Genomic DNA, 19,234 nt, shown 5'->3' on the forward strand with positions numbered 1-19,234 from the left:
TAGCAAATAAGACCATCAGTTATTAGAATAGTAGTAAAAAGAATTCTTTTAAAAAATGATAAATTTCTCAAAAAAAACAATCTGTCTGATTTTTGTATCTGTGGTAATAATGCTTGCCTCTTGTGAAAATGATAATGAAACTAGGGAACCCTTACATGAAATATTTGAAGTAGGGAACCCATCAGCAAATGCTAAAAAAGTGTTGATGCATTATTTAGCTTGGTTTGGTGAAGGTAAAGAGGGAAGACATTGGAGCTATGGTACGCCTAGAAAACCATTGATTGGTTATTATAGCTCGCAATCTTGGGCGACGCATTTATACCATGTCTTACTTTCTTCTGCTGTTGGAATTGATGGGGCAATAATTAATGTAAGAACAGATTATGATCAGAAATCCTTTGATATGTTTGTTGAATCTATCAAGCGAATTGACGAAATTTATCCAGATTTTGAATACAGTATAAGTATTAGCTATGATGATCAAGATGCAACAGAATCGGCTGCTTTAAGTAACTTCAGTCATTTAAAAAATGATATAATTCCAAATACTAGACACTATTTGACTAAAAATGGAAAACCTGTGATTTATATTTGGAATTACGATGGTTTTTTAACTTCACAAGAATATAGGGACATTGCAAATACCATTTTTACAAGTAATGCACCAATCCTGCTTAAGAATGATTTAGATTTAGATGCAGTGCCAGGAAAGTATGTTATGAACTCCATTTATCCTTGGGTTCAAGGTTGGACAAATGAAGGCTCTAACTGGGGAGAAGGATATATCAATTGGTTTTATAATACTCAAATTGATTTTAAATTGAATAATAAAGTAGAATTTGTAACGGGTGCAGTTTGGCCTGGATTTGATGATAGAAATGTTAGTTGGGGGCAAAACCGTTGGATTGATCGTAAAAATGGGGAAACCTATGGTAAGTTGTGGAACCTCATCAATAAAACATATGAAAATAAAGTAGATTGGGTAGTGCTTGAAACTTGGAATGATTTTAACGAAGGTTCTGAAATAGAAACTGCTGAAGGTGAAGTTGATTATCAATATCTGGATTTGACCGCTGGTCACATTGGTACTTACAAAGGAAAACCAAGTTTGATTGATTCTGAAAAATGGATGTTACGAGCAGCGGTGAAAATTTACCAAGCAGCAAAATTGATTGAAGATGGTAATAGAAACTATGCTATTTACTATCCTAAATTGCAAAAATCAATTGAACAATATCTAAAAACAAATGGACAGAAGTCATTTGAATTAGCTGATGAAATCATAACTAGACTTTAATTGTATTTTAAAAAATCATAAACCTTCAATTTTATTAAAATAAAGGGGATAATTGCAAATTACTAGATTGTTTATTTTGTAAGAATAAATGTCATAAATATTTATTTACTAGTGTTTAGTCTTGATTAATCGTTTTTAATCGGTATTTAATTTATATTTGTACAGTGTTTCCTAGTCGAAATAAGATGTATTCGACTCACAATAAAAAACGTACAATTATGAAAAAAAAATATTTTTTATGTGCATTATGCACAATGGCTTTTGGCCTAATGCAAGCACAAACTTATTTTGCCGATGGAGGTATTACATATGAAGTAATAAGTAGTGTCGGTTTAACTGCAAAAGTAGCGGTTAATCAATCATTAACTGGAAGTGTGACAATTCCGTCCCCAGTTTCAGACGGAACTTCTAGCTATACTGTGACTTCGGTAAAAGCATATGCGTTTTCTGGTTCTTCTATTACTAGTATTGTCCTTCCAAGCTCTGTTACTTCAATTGAGAGCGATGCCTTTGCAAATTGTATGTCATTAACTTCGGCTGCTTTAGGGGCTGGTGTTACAAGTATTGGAAATGCAGCATTTTTTAAAACTGGTTTAACGAGTATCTTGATTCCAAATTCGGTAACTAGTATTGGTAGTCAGGCATTCTTTGAGAATGAAAACCTAACAACTGTTACCATGGGAAATTCAGTTATATCTATTGGTACTAATGCATTTGCTCAGGCAGAAGGGGCGACTTCTTCTATTTCGAGTATAATTCTTCCAAATACTTTACTTGTAATTCCGAACGACGCCTTTGCAAATAATACACTTTTAAACTCAGTTACAATAGGAAGTGCAGTAACAAGTATTGGAAGTTCTGCATTTTTTAAGACAGGTTTAACGAGTGTGTCGATTCCAAATTCAGTAACGAGTATTGGTAGTCAAGCATTTTTTGAAAATTTAAATTTAACTTCAGTAACCCTAGGGAATTCTGTATCTTCGATTGGGATAAAAGCGTTTGCTCAACCTATTGATGCAACTTCATCTATTTCTAGTATCAGTTTTCCAAACAGTTTGCTTACAATTGCAGATGATGCTTTTGCAAGTAATTCTTTGTTAGCTACAATTAGTTTTGGAAACTCTATTACAACTATTGGAAATTCGGCATTTTACAAAACCAATTTAGCAAATATTACACTTCCAAATTCAGTAACTAGCATTGGTAACCTGACATTCTTTGCAAATGTAAACCTAACAACTGTTACCATGGGGAATTCAGTTTCGTCAATTGGTAGTCAGGCTTTTGCTTATTGCAATCCTTTGAATAGTTTTTCCATTACTACTACAACTCCGCCAAGTGTAACTGCAAATACTTTTGAAGGTTTAACTTTATCAAATATTACCCTATCAGCGCCTAGTGGAACTGGGTATTCAACAACAGCAGTATGGAAGGATTTTCATATATCTGGTACTTTGAATGTTATTGACAGAGAATTAAATAATGTGGTTAGAGTTTATCCAAACCCTGTAAGTGACTATTTGAATATAGTTTTACCAAGTCAATATCAATTAAATTCAGCTAGTATTTTTAATATAAAAGGGGAGCATGTGATTGATACTATAAATGATACTATAAATATTGAAAGTTTATCTTCTGGGATTTATTATATTTTAATATCAACAAATAAAGGTGAGATATCTAAAAAATTTGTAAAGAAATAAATGTTTTTAAATGCTTTCATAAACAGTAAAATATATGATTTCATTAATGTCCGATAAAAAATAGAATCCTACGGTTTTATTTTTTATCGGACATTAATGATTGTTTTTTTGTTTTTAAATTAGGAGTCAATTTAAGTGAAAATTATTGAGAAGTAATCATTTCGTTATCGTTAAATATTCAGTTTATTAATTTTTGATTATTTTTTGAATAAACTGATTGTCAATTTTGAGTATATATATTCCAGTACTTAGACTGTTAATGTCTATTGTATTGTTAGTTGGAGATATAGATTTTGATACTATTTTCTGTCCAGAAATAGTATAAATTTCAATATTATGATTTTGATTATTTAAGCCATTAATATATAATTCATTCTTTTTATTGTAAACGAATACATTTGAAAGTTGATTATTAAAATCATTTGTGGATAAAGTCATGTCAATAGCCTGTACAACTCTACCTTGGTTCTGTAAGGTTGCATATATTTTATTGCCAACCAAAATAACATCTCTAAAATTCGCAAAGAATAAGCTCCCATTATTAGTGTCTTGATATGTACTATTTACTGCAATATCAGTTGAACCTACTGTAGGGTTTGTTAAATCAATTTTAGTTATTAAACTACCATTAGACATATATAAGTCATTACCAGACTTAAATAGACCTCTAGAAAACCTAGAACTTACTAATGTGTTTACTGAGGGATTGTTTTGAGATACATCAATTGTTAAAATTTTCTGATCATCTATTGATGATAAATAAATAATATTGTTGTCAATAATATTACCTTTCACAACACTAGTATTAGTTACGTTATTAACTATTACTTGCGCTGTTGGATTAGGAATGCTGGCATCAATTTTATCTAAATGCGTTATAAATGGTTCAAAGCTTGGTGGATTTAATAATGTTTCTGCTGTTATGTAAATAGTAGAGCCATTATTTGTAATAGAACTTATATACTCCCCAGTTGTATAGATGTCTTGCGCTGGGCTAGATAAGTTATTTAAATCTAGTGATATTATTTTCCCTCCAAGAAAAGTATCTGTAGATTGGATATAGTTTTCAAGTGCTATATAAAATAAATTGCCGTTGAGTGTGAAATTAACCAAATAAAAGTCGTTTGGAACTGTATAAATAGTCGTTGGTGTAGGGTTATTTATTGTTGTATCAATTCTATAAATATTTTCAGAACCTAATACATACATATCGGTTCCATTCATTGTCAAAAAAGTTGCACCCAAAACTCCAGAGACATAATCTGTAGTGTTTGTTTGGGATTGAGCAGCATTTGAAATTAATAAAAAAAGCAAGAATGTAAGTAATTTTGTTTTCATAATTTGTAATTTTAAATTAATTGTAATTAGATTGATGAATATTTGTTTTTATTATTTCCTAAGCGGAAAAGCTTGTAATTTTACCCGATATTAATTGGGTACTATTTATTTCAAATTCAGAGTCTTAAAAATAATATGATCATTATTTAGAAGTTTTATTTTACAAAGGTAATTATTCGTAAAAGTTTAAAAAATACTCAATTTGAGTATATTCTAGTAGAGTTGATGTGTTTTATTATTGGGGAGAAATTTTCCGAAATATTTTTCATTTTACTCTATTTATGTGTTTAACAGTATTATTTGTAACTCCCAGCCAAACAGTGCTATTTATAACAGCAAACATCTTAGATTGATTCAGATTAGAATCAATAATTCGATTTGCTTTTTTTATTTGTTTAGAATACCATTTTTTCTCTTTTAAATAATGCTGTTCAGATTCGTAATCATCTATTGTTCCTAATTCTTCTAAATTAATGTAGGTTTCGTTTAGTGCATATTGCCATTCTATAATTTCAAATTTAGGTTGTAGTTTTTCATAATTACAACTCTTCAAAGCTTTTTGAATCTCGGGCTTGTAAAATGGTTTTTAAAAAAATCTAGCAGAAGATTAGTGTTTTACCATTCCTCAATTGCTTTCCAAATGGCTTTATAACCTCTTAATTTTTTATAGCGCGATGCTTTATTTTTTAAGTGAATTATAGCAGTTCCTTTGTCGTTACTCCTTATTTATATCTCGATTAAGTAATAGGACTGTGATTTTTATTTTGATAATGTGGCTAGCTTTGTTAGTTCCAAAAACTAAGGGTTTTATTCTACTATTCTAAGATTTGTAACGTAATGTTTGAGTTGGTCTTTTTTAGATTAGATAGTGCTTTGTTTAATTTTTTCTGATCTTTAGATGTTTGTATATTTATGGGATTAGTTAAACGAACCATACTCATAGGTAAATCCGTTAAGTTCTCATTGTGAGAAAGATCTAAGTGAGTGCTAAGATTGTTAAGATTTCCTAAACTTGCAGGTAGACTTGTTAACTGATTGTAGTCAAGATCTAATCTAGTAAGGCTCGTAAGTTTGCAAATTTCTAGAGGTAGACTTGTTAATTTATTTTTGTGAAGACAAAGTATTTTAAGATTCTGGAGGTTTCCAATGCTCTCAGGTAAGCTTGTTAATTGATTTATATCGAGCCATAATTTGGTAAGGTTCTTAAGACTACCAATATTAATAGGTAAGTTTGTTAATTGATTCCTGCCTAAAGCTATTTCGTTAAGGCTTTGAAGTTTTTCAAAGCTTTTAGGTAGGCTAGTTAGTTGGTTTTGATAAAGATATAAAGAATTAAGATTTTGAAGTTTTCCAAAGCTTTCCGGTAAGCTAGTTAGTTGATTTTTTCCAATGATTAATCTATTAAGGTTATTAAGGTTTCCAATACTTTCTACTAAGCTAGTTAATTGATTATCATCAAGCCTTAAATCAATAAGCCTTGTAAGATTTCCAATACTTTCAGGTAGGCTAGTTAATTGGTTTTTATGCAGATATAATGTTTCAAGATTTTTAAGTTTTCCAATACTTTCTGGTAGGCTAATTAATTTATTGTCCTCAAGCGTTAATGACTTAAGGTTTTTGAGGTTTCCAATGCTTTCAGGAAGGCTAACTAATTGGTCATTTGAAAAATCTATTTCGGTAATTTTAGTGAGTTTGTCAATGTCTTTTGGTATATGGAATATTGCTTTAGTAGTAAAAGTAGCAGCTAGACGTGTGACGTTGAAATAATATTTCAAACTAGCAAAATCCTTTACACATAAGTAACTCATCACTTTATTATGATATCCATCAGGTAGTAATAGAAGTTTTGTGACCGTTTTATGAGAATTGTATTTTTCGGCTTCCCCTCTATAAATTTTGTTTTTTGAATTAAGTAGGTAGGTTTCAAAAGCCTCAGAAGTCATGGTTGCCATGGCAAGTTCCCAATTTTTATGATCTTGTTGTTCTTCAATTTGTTTTTCCTTTTCTTCCTTGGCTTTGTTGTTGGTCACTGTAAGTAATGAAATCATTTTCATGTAATCGCTATGGTCTTCGGAAGCAATTTTAAAATAAGTGGTCATGTGCTCTTTGGTTTTTGTATAATTTTTTTTGTTATAATAGACATAGGTATACAATGCCTCAATCTTAGAGTTGGTTTTTCCTAAGGAACTAACACAAGTATTCAAATTAGTTATTGCAGTGGCGTTATCTCCGTTTCCATAAGCATTTTGTGCTTTTATAAAGTGATATTTAGCTAACGCTTCAGAACTTTGAGCAAATGAGTTAAAGTAAAAGCCTAGAATTAATAGTAGTGCTATTTTTATTTTCATAATGTGATGGTTTAAGTTATTCCCAGATACTAGACTTGGTTGTTTCTGTTTTTTTTGTGGTGTTTGTTTTTTTTGTAGTTTTTTCTCCCCAAAAATCGGTGCTTTCAGAAGTAGTTGTGGAGGGGGTATTTGTGGCTTCCTTACCCCCAAAATCTTGATTTAAGGATGCTGCTTTGTTGAATTGATCCTCATAAGAGTATTTTATTAAACTATAGCTTGTATAGTTGTTTTTTGCATTTTTTTGAAAAGAGGAAATAGCTTTCTTTTGTTCGTCAAAAGTGTAATACGGACCTTGGACAAAAATGCTATTTCGTCCTGTTATTTTTTTGTAATCACTAACAATATCAATTTTATAAGGCAAGATGTTATCCGTATTAGCGATTAATGAAAAGGGTGAAATTTCAATTTTATCCTCATTGTTCATTTTTGTGATTATAATAAAAAAAACTTCTTTTTTATTTACAACTACAGGCATATCCATGTCTTGAATACCATTCATAAAATTAGACCGAGCATTTTCTATTCTTTCTTTTTGAGCGCGTTCATCTCTTAATTTTTGAAGCCTTAGTTGTTCAAGTCTTTCTTCCTCTTTTCTTTCTTCCATTTCTCTTTCATACCTTGCTTGTTCTAATTCACGATTTTTATCTGCTTGTTGCTGTCGAGCATTAAAAAAGTTGTTTAATGTATTTTGTGCATTTGCTCTAGCTTTGTCAAAACGATTGATATTTTGCTGGGTTTGTTGAATGACATCCGTGTAGTTTTTCTGTAGTTTTGGTGAAGTAGTTTTTTGAGTATAGTTGGTTTCTTGCTGTGATTTAGATCTTGAAGAATTGTTATTAGACCCAATAGTTATTGTTTTTTTTCGTTTTTGGCTTTCTAGATACTCTAAGTCAGTTTTTACACTAGAAACGTGGAAAGTACTATTTCGGATTTTATCTAACTGTTGTGCAACAGACATTATCGAATTTAGAATACTTATTTGTTCATTAATTCTTTCTTCTGGTAAGTTTCTTGATTTTGTAAGCGCTATTTGATACTCATCATTTAATTTATTGTATAGATCATTAGCATCTTTTCGTACTTTGTCATCTGCTTGTATTTTGGTTAATCTACTTTTTTCTATAGCTCTCCCATTTTCACAACGACATTCAGCACTTGCAGAAGGTTTACCTACTTTTTTTAAATTTTCGGCATATAAACACCATCCCTCAGATGGCATCGCCGTAGCTTTTCCGTATCTTGCATCGCATGGGTTTTGTTGAGAAAAAGAGACTGTAGAGATTAGTATAAAAGGAAGTAATAGTTTTTTCATATTTCGTTTTTTAGGATAGTCGTTATTTATACATTTCCAAATCCCGATTAATAATTTGCTAAATTAATTCTTATTAAAAATCTCTGAAATACTCAAATTGAGTATATTTTAGTAGAGTTGATGTGTTTTTACGTAACCTGTTAATTCCCCAGTAGAATTGATGTTTAATTTCTTTAAAATATTTCTACGGTGTGTATCTACGGTATGCGAACTTATGCCTAGGATACCAGCGATTTCTTTACTGCTTTTCTTTAAGGCCAGGTATCTAATGATGTCATTTTCGCGATTAGTAAGACCATCAGTAAGTAATTTTTGAGAATAATTCTTATTCAATAGGGTTTCGTATTCGTTGTTTTCGTTTAAAAATTTTACGGTTGCTTTTAGCGGCATTGGTTCGCCTTCGCCTATCATTGTCAAATGTCCGATACCAATAACTGGTTTGTAGTTTTCGTCTACTAAAACAGGAACTTGGTGCTCAAACAGATTTACGTAATTCCCATCGGCTTTTTTAATCCTAAAATTCCACGTGTAGGATAATCTAAGTCGTTTTTTGGGTGCAACTTCGGTCATTGTATAGATCATTAAATCTTGTAGTATATGGACCCATAACTCTAATTCTTCTGGGTGAAAATGACTCATCCAATAGGGGACTCCCATCGTTTTCATTAATTCAGAATCCAAACCTAAATTATATTCAAAATTTTTACTCACAAACGGAAAACTGTTTTGAGCCGTATTTGTAACTATAAAAAAAGATAAACTAGGTGGTAGAAATTCGTCTAATTCTTTAATCTTGCTAATGTGTTTTTCTACAATAGTGTTCGAAAAATCAGTGTTACTGGTAAAAACTTCATCGTATATGTTAAGGATTTTAGTATTCATTTTTTTAAGTGTGTGAAATTTGACCAGAGTTGTTTATGAGAATTATTTTTTGTTAAATAGTAATACCGTTTAATCCTTGAATTTGCTGTTTTAATTTTGTTAAATCGAGGTGTAATTTTTTAACCAAAAAAGCAATATAAAATGACGTTACTTTTATCAGGCTGAGCTTGTCGAAGCCCTTTTTAATAAAAAACGTCATAGGTAGCGAAGTCGAGATTATATTCTACTCCATAGAGCGACAGTCGAACTGCTCAACCAGACAATCATCAACCATCACATAATAGTAAATTCAAAACCAAAATGGTATAAGAGTAATTTCTGATTGCTTTTGTTAAAATTAATTAGTAGGTTTTATTGTGTCAAAATACAAAAACAAGGGGGTTTGATAACAAAAATGTCATGAATGACGATTTATATATCACGAATGACACACTAAAAGAGTGGATTATGAGTTAACAATGAGTTCTTTAACCTGTGTCTTGAAGCTTCTCGAAATTGGAATAGATTTCCCGTTTTTAAGAATAAGCTCAGATGCCTTAATAATTTTTAAAAAATCAATATTGACAATATGACTTCTGTGAACCTGAATGAAATTAGTTTCTGGAAGTTGGTTCAGGATATTTTTAAAAGTATTTCGATCTATTTCGGGATTGTCTTTAGTGGTAAGATAAAATTCGAGGTAATGGCTATCTGATGAAATGTGGGTAATATCTTGTAATTGTAAAACCGCTTTACTTTTTAAAACTATATTTTTGGGGTTATCAAGAATATTTTCTTTTGATCGTAAACTAGTGTTCTTAAATTCTTCGGTTTCTTTTTTAAGTTCTATATTCTGAGCTTTTAAAGATTTTGAGTTTTTTTCTAGAATTTGATTTTGAAGCTCTAAAGTTGTTTTTGTGTTTAGAATTTGTATTAATTGGTAAATCATTAAAAAGGATAGAATGACTATTTCAAAACCAGTACCTAATAAAATAGGATTTAAAGAAAATATATCCTCACTAATTACACCATATTCGACTGCTAAATACGCCATGACTCCTATAATCATAGTGCTAAATGCAGTAAAAAAAACAATTACATTCGTCTTTTTTGTTTTGTATGCCTTATAAGCAGCATAATGAGTGCAAATAAAAATCGAAATAAATATAATATTAGATAAATTGAGTAACCATATCGTGTAGGTTTTATATAAACCAGCAAAACAGATCCATGATAATGTAAGTACAATAAGTAGAATATTTACCACTTTGAAATAGCGCGATATTTTAGGTGCTATTTTATCAATATTTAAAAAACATCTTAAAAATAAGGTTGTAAATAGTACAATAATTACACTTAAAATAACCCGACTATAATTGTTGAAGTTTTCGGAATTTGGATATAAAAATTGGAATGAAAAACCCAATGCTGTAAAAAGGTATAAGCTCATCGATAAGATATAACTAGCATAGTAAAAAAAAACTTTTTTTCTAATTACTACAGCAGTAAAGAGAGATGTTATTCCAAAAAAGAAAATAATTCCGAAATAAACACTAAAGAAAATATTCTGTTTACTCTCAGTACTTTCAAAGTCAGATTTTTTCCAGAGCCATATAGGAAAACTAACGGATGCATTCCGCTTATCAACCATTAAAAAATAAGTTGTTTGAGTGTTTGTATTTATCAAGGGAAAAATAAAACGCCTGTTTATGTAGCTTCTGTCTTTAAAGGTTTGGTCTCTATCACCACCATGTCCTATTTTAGTGAATTTATCTTCGGTCTTTTGATAAAGTGCTACATGATCAATATGCGGATTGTCAAGTTCTAAGAGATAGGGGATTGTTTTGTTTGTCCAATCAATATTAAACTGTATCCAATAATATTTTTGAGAAAACCCTTGTGAGGCTTGTTGCTTTGCAAATACTAATTTGTTATGTGTTATTAAACTATCAATCGTAATTATATCAAGATCGTCAGTTGATTCGTAAATTGTAGAAAAAGGTAATAAATTATCTTTTTCGGTAGTTAAACTATCAATTGGGATTAGGCAGGAATTTGCAGCACTCAATTGATATGTGAAAAACAACAAAGTTGAAATACATATTTTAAAAAAACGGTATGTTTTGTGTAATCTCGGCAAGATGTACAAACGGTTAGTGTTGTAATTAGACGTAGTTAATCAAAGATAATAGTGAATAAAAGGAATTATCTTGTTATTCTTTTGTTTAGGAACAAATATAATTTATTTGAACTGAAAAAAGTTGTGCTGTTATACGAATTATCAAAAAGCAATAACAACCTATGTCGATTATTTAGTACGAGATAATTGAAATGTATTATTTTTAATTCTACTAACTTATTATTCTAACATTTAATAAGGAGTATGTATTCTATTTTGAAACTTCTCGATCATAATTTAATTTAAACTCCTTTGGGGAAATATTGTGTTTTTTCTTGAAAGCTCTGTTGAAGTTCGAAAGTGAATTAAAGCCTGCCTTATATGATATTTCGTTTATAGACATATCAGTTTCCGTTAATAATTTGGTTACGACTCCCAATCTATAGTCTTGAAGATAACTTGTAAAACTATGGCTTGTTCTTTTTTTAAAGTAATGACTAAATGCTGATTCAGACATATTTACCATTTCAGCTATTTTTGACAGTTTTATTTCGCTGTCATAATTATTTTTAATGTAATTGGTAATAAGTGAAATTCTTCTACTTTCTCTATTTTGGTTGTAATTGGCACTCGGCGGACTGCTCAAAACCTTGATATCTTTGGAAGTTGATAAAATATGAAGTATTTCAAGAAAAGTCAAAAATGATTTAAAATCTGTATTTCCTTTGATGGTAGCAATCTTCTCAATAATTAAATATTTAGTAGGGCTTAAAAAGGATATACCACATTTTGAAAGTTCCAAAAGTTTTTTAATATCTTTTGATACTGCGTAACTCATTATTTTTGAATGTAAAAAATGCTCTTGAAACTGTATAGTAACTACCTGAGCATTGCTTATAATACTTTCTGATTTTCATATATGTTTTAATTCAGGGCCTAAAAGCGTTAAATCTGTTTCTTCACATTTCTCAAAAGAATCACCTACTGTTCTAGAGCCTTTAAAATTTGAAATTAAATTCAATTCATATTCATTATGAAAATGTAATGGATAATCAAATAAAGCATTTTCGTGTTTTAAGATTACAAACGGATCATCAGATTTGATAGGGGTAACTTCTTTGATTGATTTCATAGGAAAATAGGTCTTAATCGCTATTTGAATATATGCTTGAAAATGGCGCTCAAATTTAACAATTAAAAATTAATAATACGATTATTTATCATAATGATAATAAAAGTTAGTAAATATTGTCAATAATTAATTCTATAATTCAAATAATGCATAGTATTAAGCATCATTATGTTATTTTGAAGTTCAGTTTTACTTTAATTTTGACATTATAATCTTTTAAAAAACTAAACCAAATGAATGAAGTAAATAAAACATGGTTGTTTTCAGTCATTTTGACCGTTTTGTGCTTAACCAGCATGAATGGGCAAATAAGTATTGGAGGGGTGATCACGGATAATTTAGGCATGCCTCTGCCTGGAGCATCAATATTAGAAAAAGGATCTGTAAATGGAACAAGTACAAATAATTTAAGTTGGATACTAAGGCAAACAAATGGTCCATTAGGTACTACTAGTGAAACTAAATGTTTGGCGCCACTAAATTTAGCAGTCAAAAACTATGTATTTATGCAAATTGTAGCTACTGGAGCTCCATTGCCAGCGGGCTTAGTTGTTGAAGCTAAGGTTAGTAATCCTGGGGTACAATTTCCCGCACCATTATTGGAGGGCGCACTAGGTACTGGTAGTCTGGTAGGAGGTGATGATTATGTCGCAATTTCCAAGCTTTCAGATGGAGGTCAACCAACAGAAATGTTTTATTTTACAGGATGCCGAGAAGAAATAGGTATTCAATTTAGAATTAAGCCAACAGTTTTTGGTGTTGATGCATCAACGAATATTTCATTCGATATTACCTATACAGTGGTTCCAGATATGTCATTGTAAGAATTAATTTTCTAATTCTAAAAAAATAATCAGATGTTTATTTTACCTATAAATATTAATTTTAATGAAAATTGCCTTAATCATAACAAAGCCAATAGAAAAGTTAACCAAAAACTTTTTGGTCGATTTTATTAAAAATAATAAAAAGGATCATTTATGTATAGTAAGAGATTTAAAATGCTTTAATGAACTGTATGACTATCTTGATAAAAGTGCAAAGTCATCGGATATAAATATTAGTGTTGTTAATATAATGTATAAAAAAGCATCACCTATAAATGCCGCAAAACGCTACTTACAGTCCAGAAATGATATAGAAGATATTCGAATTATCAATAAAAATAATATGGCAATAATAGAGAATCTATTGTAAGTATATTTGAATTGTATGCCGAAATTTATTTTTTACAAGGTCCTAATATCAATATACTCGGTACATTGGTTCATCTATAAAGGAATAATAAAAACTGATTATTCTAATTTAGTTTTCCAATAATAAAAACTTACTTTTGTGCTGTTTTTAAAATTAAATACCAATTATTATGTCTGATACAATCGAAAAAATAAAATGTCTTATTATAGGTTCTGGACCTGCGGGCTATACCGCAGCAATTTATGCGGCTAGAGCCAACATGAATCCAATATTATATCAAGGAATGCAACCTGGTGGTCAATTGACAACTACAAATGAAGTTGAGAATTTTCCAGGATATGTTGATGGAGTTACGGGACCAGAAATGATGGTTCAGTTGCAGAAACAAGCTGAACGTTTTGGGTCAGATATCCGTGACGGATGGGCGACTAAAGTAGATTTCTCAGGTGATATTCACAAAGTATGGATTAACGATACGATCGAATTACACTGTGAAACGGTAATTATTTCTACTGGTGCAACAGCCAAATATTTAGGGTTGCCATCAGAACAACATTACTTGAAAATGGGTGGTGGTGTTTCTGCTTGTGCAGTTTGTGACGGATTCTTTTATAGAAATCAAGAAGTGGTAATCGTAGGAGCAGGAGATTCAGCTTGTGAGGAAGCTCATTATTTGTCTAAACTTTGTAAAAAAGTAACTATGTTAGTAAGAAGTGACCAATTTAGAGCTTCAAAAATAATGGAAGAACGTGTTCGTAAAACAGAGAACATTACTATTTTAATGAATCACGATACAGTTGAAGTTTTAGGTGACGAGCAAGTAGTTACTGGTGTTAAAGCTAAAAACAAAACTACAGGTGAAGTTTTTGATATTGAAGCAACTGGTTTCTTTGTTGCTATTGGTCACAAACCAAATACAGATATCTTCAAAGATTTTATTACACTTGATGAAACAGGATACATTGTAAATACTCCGGGTTCTTCAAAAACGAATGTTCCAGGTGTTTTTGTATCTGGTGATGCTGCAGATCATGTGTACCGTCAAGCAATTACTGCGGCTGGTACTGGTTGTATGGCTGCGTTAGATGCTGAAAGATATTTAGCGGCAAAAGATTAATTCAATTTTAATACAAACAAAAAGAGTCCCAATTCATTGTGAATTGGGACTCTTTTTGTTTGTAAAAGAAGATAGAATAACGGTGTTATTTAACTTTCTTCAGTAATTTGGCCTCGTCTGAAAAATTAATTATTTCAATTTTGGAATTTCCTAAAAGCTGAATCTCAGATTTTCCGTTTGCGCTAATTGAGATGGTAGTTTCTGCATTCACGCTACAGTTGGAATAGCTTTCTGCAATTAAATTGATGTTTTTGCAACTGAATTTTTTCCCTGTAAAAATTCCGTTATTGTCCAATCTTATTTTTGCATTGGTAGTATTTCCTTCAATTTCAGCTTGTGATTTTTGGTATAGATCACAAGTGAAATTCTCTGTTTTTACCAACGATTTTAGAGTCGCATTTTGACTCAAAATAATTTTCCCTTTTACGGACTTTAAGTTTAATTCTGTTTTTGTTTTATCATTGGCTTCCAGAGAAAAGTTTTTGGTGTTGACGTTTAGGAAAAGTTTGGCGTCATTAGATGCTTTTATTTTTAGAGTATCCAACTGTAATTCTTGAATCGCATTGATCATTGATTGATCTTTGGCGGTAATCAATCCTAAAGCATTGGTATACGTAACATGTATAATCAATTTTTTGAAGCGATAAGCTTCCTTAGTGGTATTCAAATACAGCACGCTATCTATTATTTTTGACGAAATAATACCATGTAGGTTATCGTCGGCTTCAATTTTTAAAGTTGGACTTTCCCCTTTTTCAAGGTAAATTTCAAGATTGTCGCCCACTTCCACGCTTTTGAATGCGGATAAATTATCTAATTTGGTAATGACTGATTTTGAGCCTTTTATTCTTTCTTTGTTTTGTGCGAATGTGACAGTGGCGCAGAAGAGCAATAGGAGTATAGTGGATATTCTTTTCATTTGTGTTTAAAATATGGGTTTATACAAATATAAAAAAATCATCCGCTTTGAACGGACGATTTGCTGAAATTATTGGTGTGATTATTATTGATTTTTGAAGAGAATATATTGTGTAAGTTATTAAATAATATAAAATGCAGATTCAAAAGATATTAGTAGATAGTGGTCTTGTAAAGCTGTGAAAGCTTCTTGAAAATTAAAGTACAAATATTCTATGTTAACGGAATTTTGCGTGAGGGATAGTAGTGGAAATCCCGCAAACAAGTGTAGCGATAGCGAAACTTGTTGAGGAATTGTAACGTCCCGAATTGTCGGGAGCCCGGCATGCGTTTTTTAGCGGGGCACGCCATAAATAGTAGCATACGGTTTATTTTGTTTTGATAATGATACCATTTTGGTCAATTTTAAGTCCTTTAAATTCTCTTTTTGTTTTGGTGGTGCTATCATTGGTTATCATGATGCCATCTTTATTGATGGTTATGGAGCTGTTTTGATACTCATCTTCATCGTAGTTATTTTCGTCTTCTGGACAATCCATACATTTTACTTTTGAATCAGTCATTTGATAATGATAATTGTCTGAACTGAAGTGTAGATTAAAAAAAATATTGTTGGAACGGTCATAGTTTTGAACGCTCGAATCGGTTTTGAATATCGTACCAACTGGGAGATATAGGGTGATTTCAATTTCTTGATCTCTGAATTTATTTTTGATGTCGGTCACAAAATAATTATCCAAAACAAGTTGGTTGCCGATGATGCTAAAGCTATAACGAATAGCTTCGGCTCTTTGATGGGCTTCGGGTTGTGAGGTTCCTTTGGCTTCGCGCACCACTTGTACATAAGCAGTTTTTTCATTGGTTTGTTTGATTTCAAACCGAATAGCATTCGAGTAAATTACTTTGGAATTGGCGCTATCCTGCGTAATTCTAAAGTCGGTGCTTTCATCAATATTTTTGGCGAAATAACTGTTGTGTTTGAATTTTATTAAAAGGGTATCTGTTGGTTGTAAATTTAGTTTTTCATTCTGAATTACTCTTCCTTCGTTTGAAAATGCCGATGCTTGTTTAACGCCAATAGAAATTGCTAAGGCTAAGGCAATAATCCAAATGGCAATCAAAGTATATTTGGCAATAGCTCCAATCGATTTCATGTTGGGTGCTAGCAATTTGAAGCCTAATAATGTCAAGAATAAAAACGGAATTCCAACTGCAAAGAATACCAATAATCCAAAGGCCCAAATAGGATAATCACTAAAGTTTCCCGATTCAACAAAACTAGTCCAAGGAAAATCGATAAATACATTCGTTCCTAGTGTAAAAACTCCGACGAGTAAAGCAAACAAAGTGCTGAGCCCAATAATGATTAAAAAGATTCCCAAAAATTTCGCAAAAATAGTAAAGATAGCCATGACTATAGAACCCAAACGATTCCCGATTTTCTCAGAACCGTTTTTGATTTGGTTTCCAAATTTATCATAATCAGCATTTTTTATTTTGTGGGATACAGAATCAAATTCCTCTCTTACTTTTTTTTCGATGTTCGAGAGATTAACTGGTTCGCCTTTCATCTCTAATTTTTCGGATGTAGTTCGCGCTTCTGGAGTTACAATCCAAAGAACTAAATAAGCAATAATCCCGGTACCAAAGCCACCAAAAACTAGTACTACAAGAATTATGCGAATCCAAACAGCATCAATGCCAAAATAGTATCCCAAACCTGATGATACACCAGCAATCATACCACCGTCCTTATCACGGTACAGTTTTCGGTTATTAGTGTAGGAGGTAGCGTTGTAATTGGAAGCCAGTTGGCTGTCATCTTCAATAATATAATCTTCCGGTTGCCCCATAACAGTGATCATGTCATCGACTTCTTTCAAGCCAATTACTTGTTTATTGCTAGTTTGCTTCTCCGTAAATAGCTCTGCAACACGCATTTCAATATCCTTTATGATCTCGTCTTGACCAGAACTATTGTTTAAGGAACGCTTGATGGCATCAAAATAACGTGTCAATTTCAAGTAGGCATCTTCATCAATGTGAAAGATCATTCCGCCTAGGTTTATGTTTACAGTTTTGTTCATGACGCTGTGTTTTTATTGGTAATTAGATTTACGGCATCAGACAATTCGGTCCAAGTGCCATTCAATTCATTCAAAAAGGTTTGGCCCTCAGTGGTCAAGCCATAGTATTTCCTAGGTGGTCCTGAGGTCGATTCTTCCCAGCGATAACTGAGTAGTCCGTCGTTTTTCAAGCGGGTAAGCAAAGGGTAAATAGTGCCTTCTACTACCAGTAATTTGGCGTTTTTTAGGGTATCTAGAATTTCAGAAGTATAAGCATCTTTCTCTTTTAAAACCGATAGAATGCAAAATTCGAGAACACCTTTCCGCATCTGTGCTTTTGTGTTTTCAATGTTCATGATTTATTTTTGTTTTACTGTACATGATTATTATTTTGGGCTCCCGTTAGCTATTGGGACGCCAAAAAAAAGCGGATCAGGCTATCCGGTCCAATCTTTTTTGGGGCAGAAAAAGCCCCAAAAAATGATTTCTCCCGACGCTTCGGGACTATCCTTAACTCAAAACCAAGTAAGACGATTATTAAGATAACTTAGTTGTTTATTAACGATCTAAGATTAACGATTTTTGACTGGAGGTGAATCGATATTGCAAGATCAAAAAACTATTCACAATTTCATTTATTCAAAAACTCTGAAAAAATCAAAAATATCAAATATATAGAGTGCTGCTATTTCAAAAAAGGAATCGTAAAAGGATAACGAAATGGTTCTCCATTCGAAGCTTTTATGGTTCCATAAATGATATAAATGAATTCTATTATTTTTAACGAAGCCAACAATATAATAGCAAGCAATCCAACCGTGATGATACTAATATTGTTGCCAATATCTAGATTTTTTATAATCCATTCGTGGTCATTTAGTACTGCGTTGATACTCATTCCACTAAAAAAGGTAAATAGAAAAATGGGGATAGTAATCAAAAGTAGTATAACAGTATACAACAAAACGCTGAATTGAAAATTCAACACTTGCTTTCCGTTAAAATCGATCACCGTAGATTCGCCTTTTTTTGAATTCCAAATTAATAACGGAAGGATATAATTCCCAAAGGGAAATAGGTACTGTCCCAATGCGCTCAAATGGGTGATGGCAGCTATATTATTTTCTTTTTTCGTTTCCATAATAGTCTTTAAGTATTTAATGAATATCTAAGTCTGGTATTTTCGTATACAAATATATGGCTTAAGAAAGGTATCTTGTATTACATAGTACTATAAGTTAACACAATATTAACGTGTTTAAAATAGTATGTACGCATAATATTTTTTTGTATTTTAGCATAAAAACCACAAATAATGAATCTTACATCCTCAAAGCTCAATACTTTTTTGTTTTTCAAATTACCTTCTGCCTATATAAGTGGAGTACGGGCCAAGGAAATTGATTTATTACATTGTGTAGTTACGGTAAAGCATCGTTGGATCAATCAAAACCCATTTAAGTCCATGTATTTTGCTGTCCAAGCAATGGCTGCGGAGTTAACTACAGGAGCTTTGGTAATGAATCACATTCATAAAAGTGGAAAGAAAATTTCGATGTTAGTATCACAAAACAAAGCGGTTTTTACCAAGAAAGCAACAGGTCGAATTACGTTTGTATGTCAAGATGGATATAAAATAGAGGAAGCATTGAAACAAGCAGTCAGTACAGGAGAGGGGCAGAGCTTCTGGATGAAATCGATCGGAACTAATGAATATGGAGACCAAGTTTCAGAAATGGAATTTGAATGGAGTATCAAACTGAAATTAAAATAATCTAAATAAAAAAACGTCCCGAATCTCGGGACGTTTTTGGTATTATTAAGTT

At 31.5% G+C, this 19,234-nt stretch carries 18 protein-coding genes; 6 read left to right on the plus strand and 12 right to left on the minus strand.

All coding sequences use genetic code 11. From position 1 onward, the window contains the following. The first annotated feature begins 55 nt into the window (after positions 1 to 55). Positions 56 to 1,297, plus strand: a complete 1,242-nt coding sequence (locus ABZP37_RS07945) for a hypothetical protein (RefSeq protein ID WP_366187101.1) — start codon at positions 56 to 58, stop codon at positions 1,295 to 1,297. A 218-nt stretch (positions 1,298 to 1,515) separates the two neighbouring features. Further along, entirely contained in the window at positions 1,516 to 3,000 is a 1,485-nt protein-coding gene (locus ABZP37_RS07950) for a leucine-rich repeat domain-containing protein (RefSeq protein WP_366187103.1), read from the plus strand. Positions 3,001 to 3,186: 186 nt separating this feature from the next. Here ABZP37_RS07950 and ABZP37_RS07955 read toward each other — a convergent pair whose 3' ends face one another. From ABZP37_RS07955 to ABZP37_RS07990, 8 genes are all read right to left on the minus strand, one after another. Next, a complete protein-coding gene (locus ABZP37_RS07955) occupies positions 3,187 to 4,338 on the minus strand; it encodes a T9SS type A sorting domain-containing protein (protein WP_366187104.1) in 1,152 nt (383 codons plus the stop codon). A 265-nt stretch (positions 4,339 to 4,603) separates the two neighbouring features. Continuing rightward, positions 4,604 to 4,891: a hypothetical protein gene (locus ABZP37_RS07960; RefSeq protein ID WP_366187105.1), complete on the minus strand. Its 288-nt coding sequence runs from the start codon at positions 4,889 to 4,891 to the stop codon at positions 4,604 to 4,606. A 262-nt stretch (positions 4,892 to 5,153) separates the two neighbouring features. Further along, the gene (locus ABZP37_RS07965; protein WP_366187106.1) at positions 5,154 to 6,686 is read right to left on the minus strand and encodes a leucine-rich repeat domain-containing protein; all 1,533 of its coding nucleotides are present in this window, start codon (positions 6,684 to 6,686) and stop codon (positions 5,154 to 5,156) included. A 16-nt stretch (positions 6,687 to 6,702) separates the two neighbouring features. Then, positions 6,703 to 7,998 (minus strand): hypothetical protein, encoded by a 1,296-nt coding sequence (locus tag ABZP37_RS07970; RefSeq protein ID WP_366187108.1) that lies wholly within the window; start codon positions 7,996 to 7,998, stop codon positions 6,703 to 6,705. Positions 7,999 to 8,106: 108 nt separating this feature from the next. Then, on the minus strand, positions 8,107 to 8,880 hold the full coding sequence (locus ABZP37_RS07975; RefSeq protein ID WP_366187110.1) for a LuxR C-terminal-related transcriptional regulator: 774 nt from the start codon (positions 8,878 to 8,880) through the stop codon (positions 8,107 to 8,109). A gap of 445 nt (positions 8,881 to 9,325) precedes the next feature. Further along, a complete protein-coding gene (locus tag ABZP37_RS07980) occupies positions 9,326 to 10,948 on the minus strand; it encodes a 7TM diverse intracellular signaling domain-containing protein (RefSeq protein ID WP_366187111.1) in 1,623 nt (540 codons plus the stop codon). 301 nt (positions 10,949 to 11,249) lie between these two features. Next, positions 11,250 to 11,816 (minus strand): AraC family transcriptional regulator, encoded by a 567-nt coding sequence (locus ABZP37_RS07985; protein WP_366187113.1) that lies wholly within the window; start codon positions 11,814 to 11,816, stop codon positions 11,250 to 11,252. A 75-nt stretch (positions 11,817 to 11,891) separates the two neighbouring features. Next, positions 11,892 to 12,110 (minus strand): hypothetical protein, encoded by a 219-nt coding sequence (locus tag ABZP37_RS07990; RefSeq protein WP_366187114.1) that lies wholly within the window; start codon positions 12,108 to 12,110, stop codon positions 11,892 to 11,894. 233 nt (positions 12,111 to 12,343) lie between these two features. Between ABZP37_RS07990 and ABZP37_RS07995 the strand changes: the two genes are divergently transcribed. The 3 genes from ABZP37_RS07995 to trxB all read left to right on the plus strand — a co-directional run bounded on the left by ABZP37_RS07995 (position 12,344) and on the right by trxB (position 14,424). Beyond that, positions 12,344 to 12,934 carry a hypothetical protein gene (locus ABZP37_RS07995; protein WP_366187116.1) on the plus strand — a complete coding sequence of 197 codons (591 nt, stop codon included), beginning with the start codon at positions 12,344 to 12,346 and terminating at the stop codon, positions 12,932 to 12,934. Positions 12,935 to 12,998: 64 nt separating this feature from the next. After that, the gene (locus ABZP37_RS08000) at positions 12,999 to 13,307 is read left to right on the plus strand and encodes a hypothetical protein (RefSeq protein WP_366187118.1); all 309 of its coding nucleotides are present in this window, start codon (positions 12,999 to 13,001) and stop codon (positions 13,305 to 13,307) included. Positions 13,308 to 13,476: 169 nt separating this feature from the next. Next, positions 13,477 to 14,424, plus strand: coding sequence for a thioredoxin-disulfide reductase (trxB, locus tag ABZP37_RS08005; RefSeq protein ID WP_366187120.1), 948 nt, complete (start codon positions 13,477 to 13,479; stop codon positions 14,422 to 14,424). 85 nt (positions 14,425 to 14,509) lie between these two features. Here the strand turns inward: trxB and ABZP37_RS08010 are convergent, their stop codons facing one another. From ABZP37_RS08010 to ABZP37_RS08025, 4 genes are all read right to left on the minus strand, one after another. After that, positions 14,510 to 15,343: a DUF2807 domain-containing protein gene (locus tag ABZP37_RS08010; RefSeq protein ID WP_366187122.1), complete on the minus strand. Its 834-nt coding sequence runs from the start codon at positions 15,341 to 15,343 to the stop codon at positions 14,510 to 14,512. Between the two features lie 367 nt (positions 15,344 to 15,710). Continuing rightward, positions 15,711 to 17,429 (minus strand): PspC domain-containing protein, encoded by a 1,719-nt coding sequence (locus ABZP37_RS08015; protein ID WP_366187124.1) that lies wholly within the window; start codon positions 17,427 to 17,429, stop codon positions 15,711 to 15,713. Further along, a complete protein-coding gene (locus ABZP37_RS08020) occupies positions 17,426 to 17,764 on the minus strand; it encodes a PadR family transcriptional regulator (protein WP_366187125.1) in 339 nt (112 codons plus the stop codon). Before ABZP37_RS08020 ends, ABZP37_RS08015 begins: the two co-directional genes overlap by 4 nt. A 329-nt stretch (positions 17,765 to 18,093) precedes the next feature. Further along, positions 18,094 to 18,549 carry a DUF4870 domain-containing protein gene (locus ABZP37_RS08025; RefSeq protein ID WP_366187127.1) on the minus strand — a complete coding sequence of 152 codons (456 nt, stop codon included), beginning with the start codon at positions 18,547 to 18,549 and terminating at the stop codon, positions 18,094 to 18,096. Positions 18,550 to 18,723: 174 nt separating this feature from the next. Between ABZP37_RS08025 and ABZP37_RS08030 the strand changes: the two genes are divergently transcribed. Further along, positions 18,724 to 19,182 carry a DUF4442 domain-containing protein gene (locus ABZP37_RS08030; RefSeq protein WP_366187129.1) on the plus strand — a complete coding sequence of 153 codons (459 nt, stop codon included), beginning with the start codon at positions 18,724 to 18,726 and terminating at the stop codon, positions 19,180 to 19,182. Positions 19,183 to 19,234 lie beyond the last annotated feature (52 nt).

This window comes from Flavobacterium ovatum, from assembly GCF_040703125.1.
GTDB lineage: Bacteria > Bacteroidota > Bacteroidia > Flavobacteriales > Flavobacteriaceae > Flavobacterium > Flavobacterium ovatum.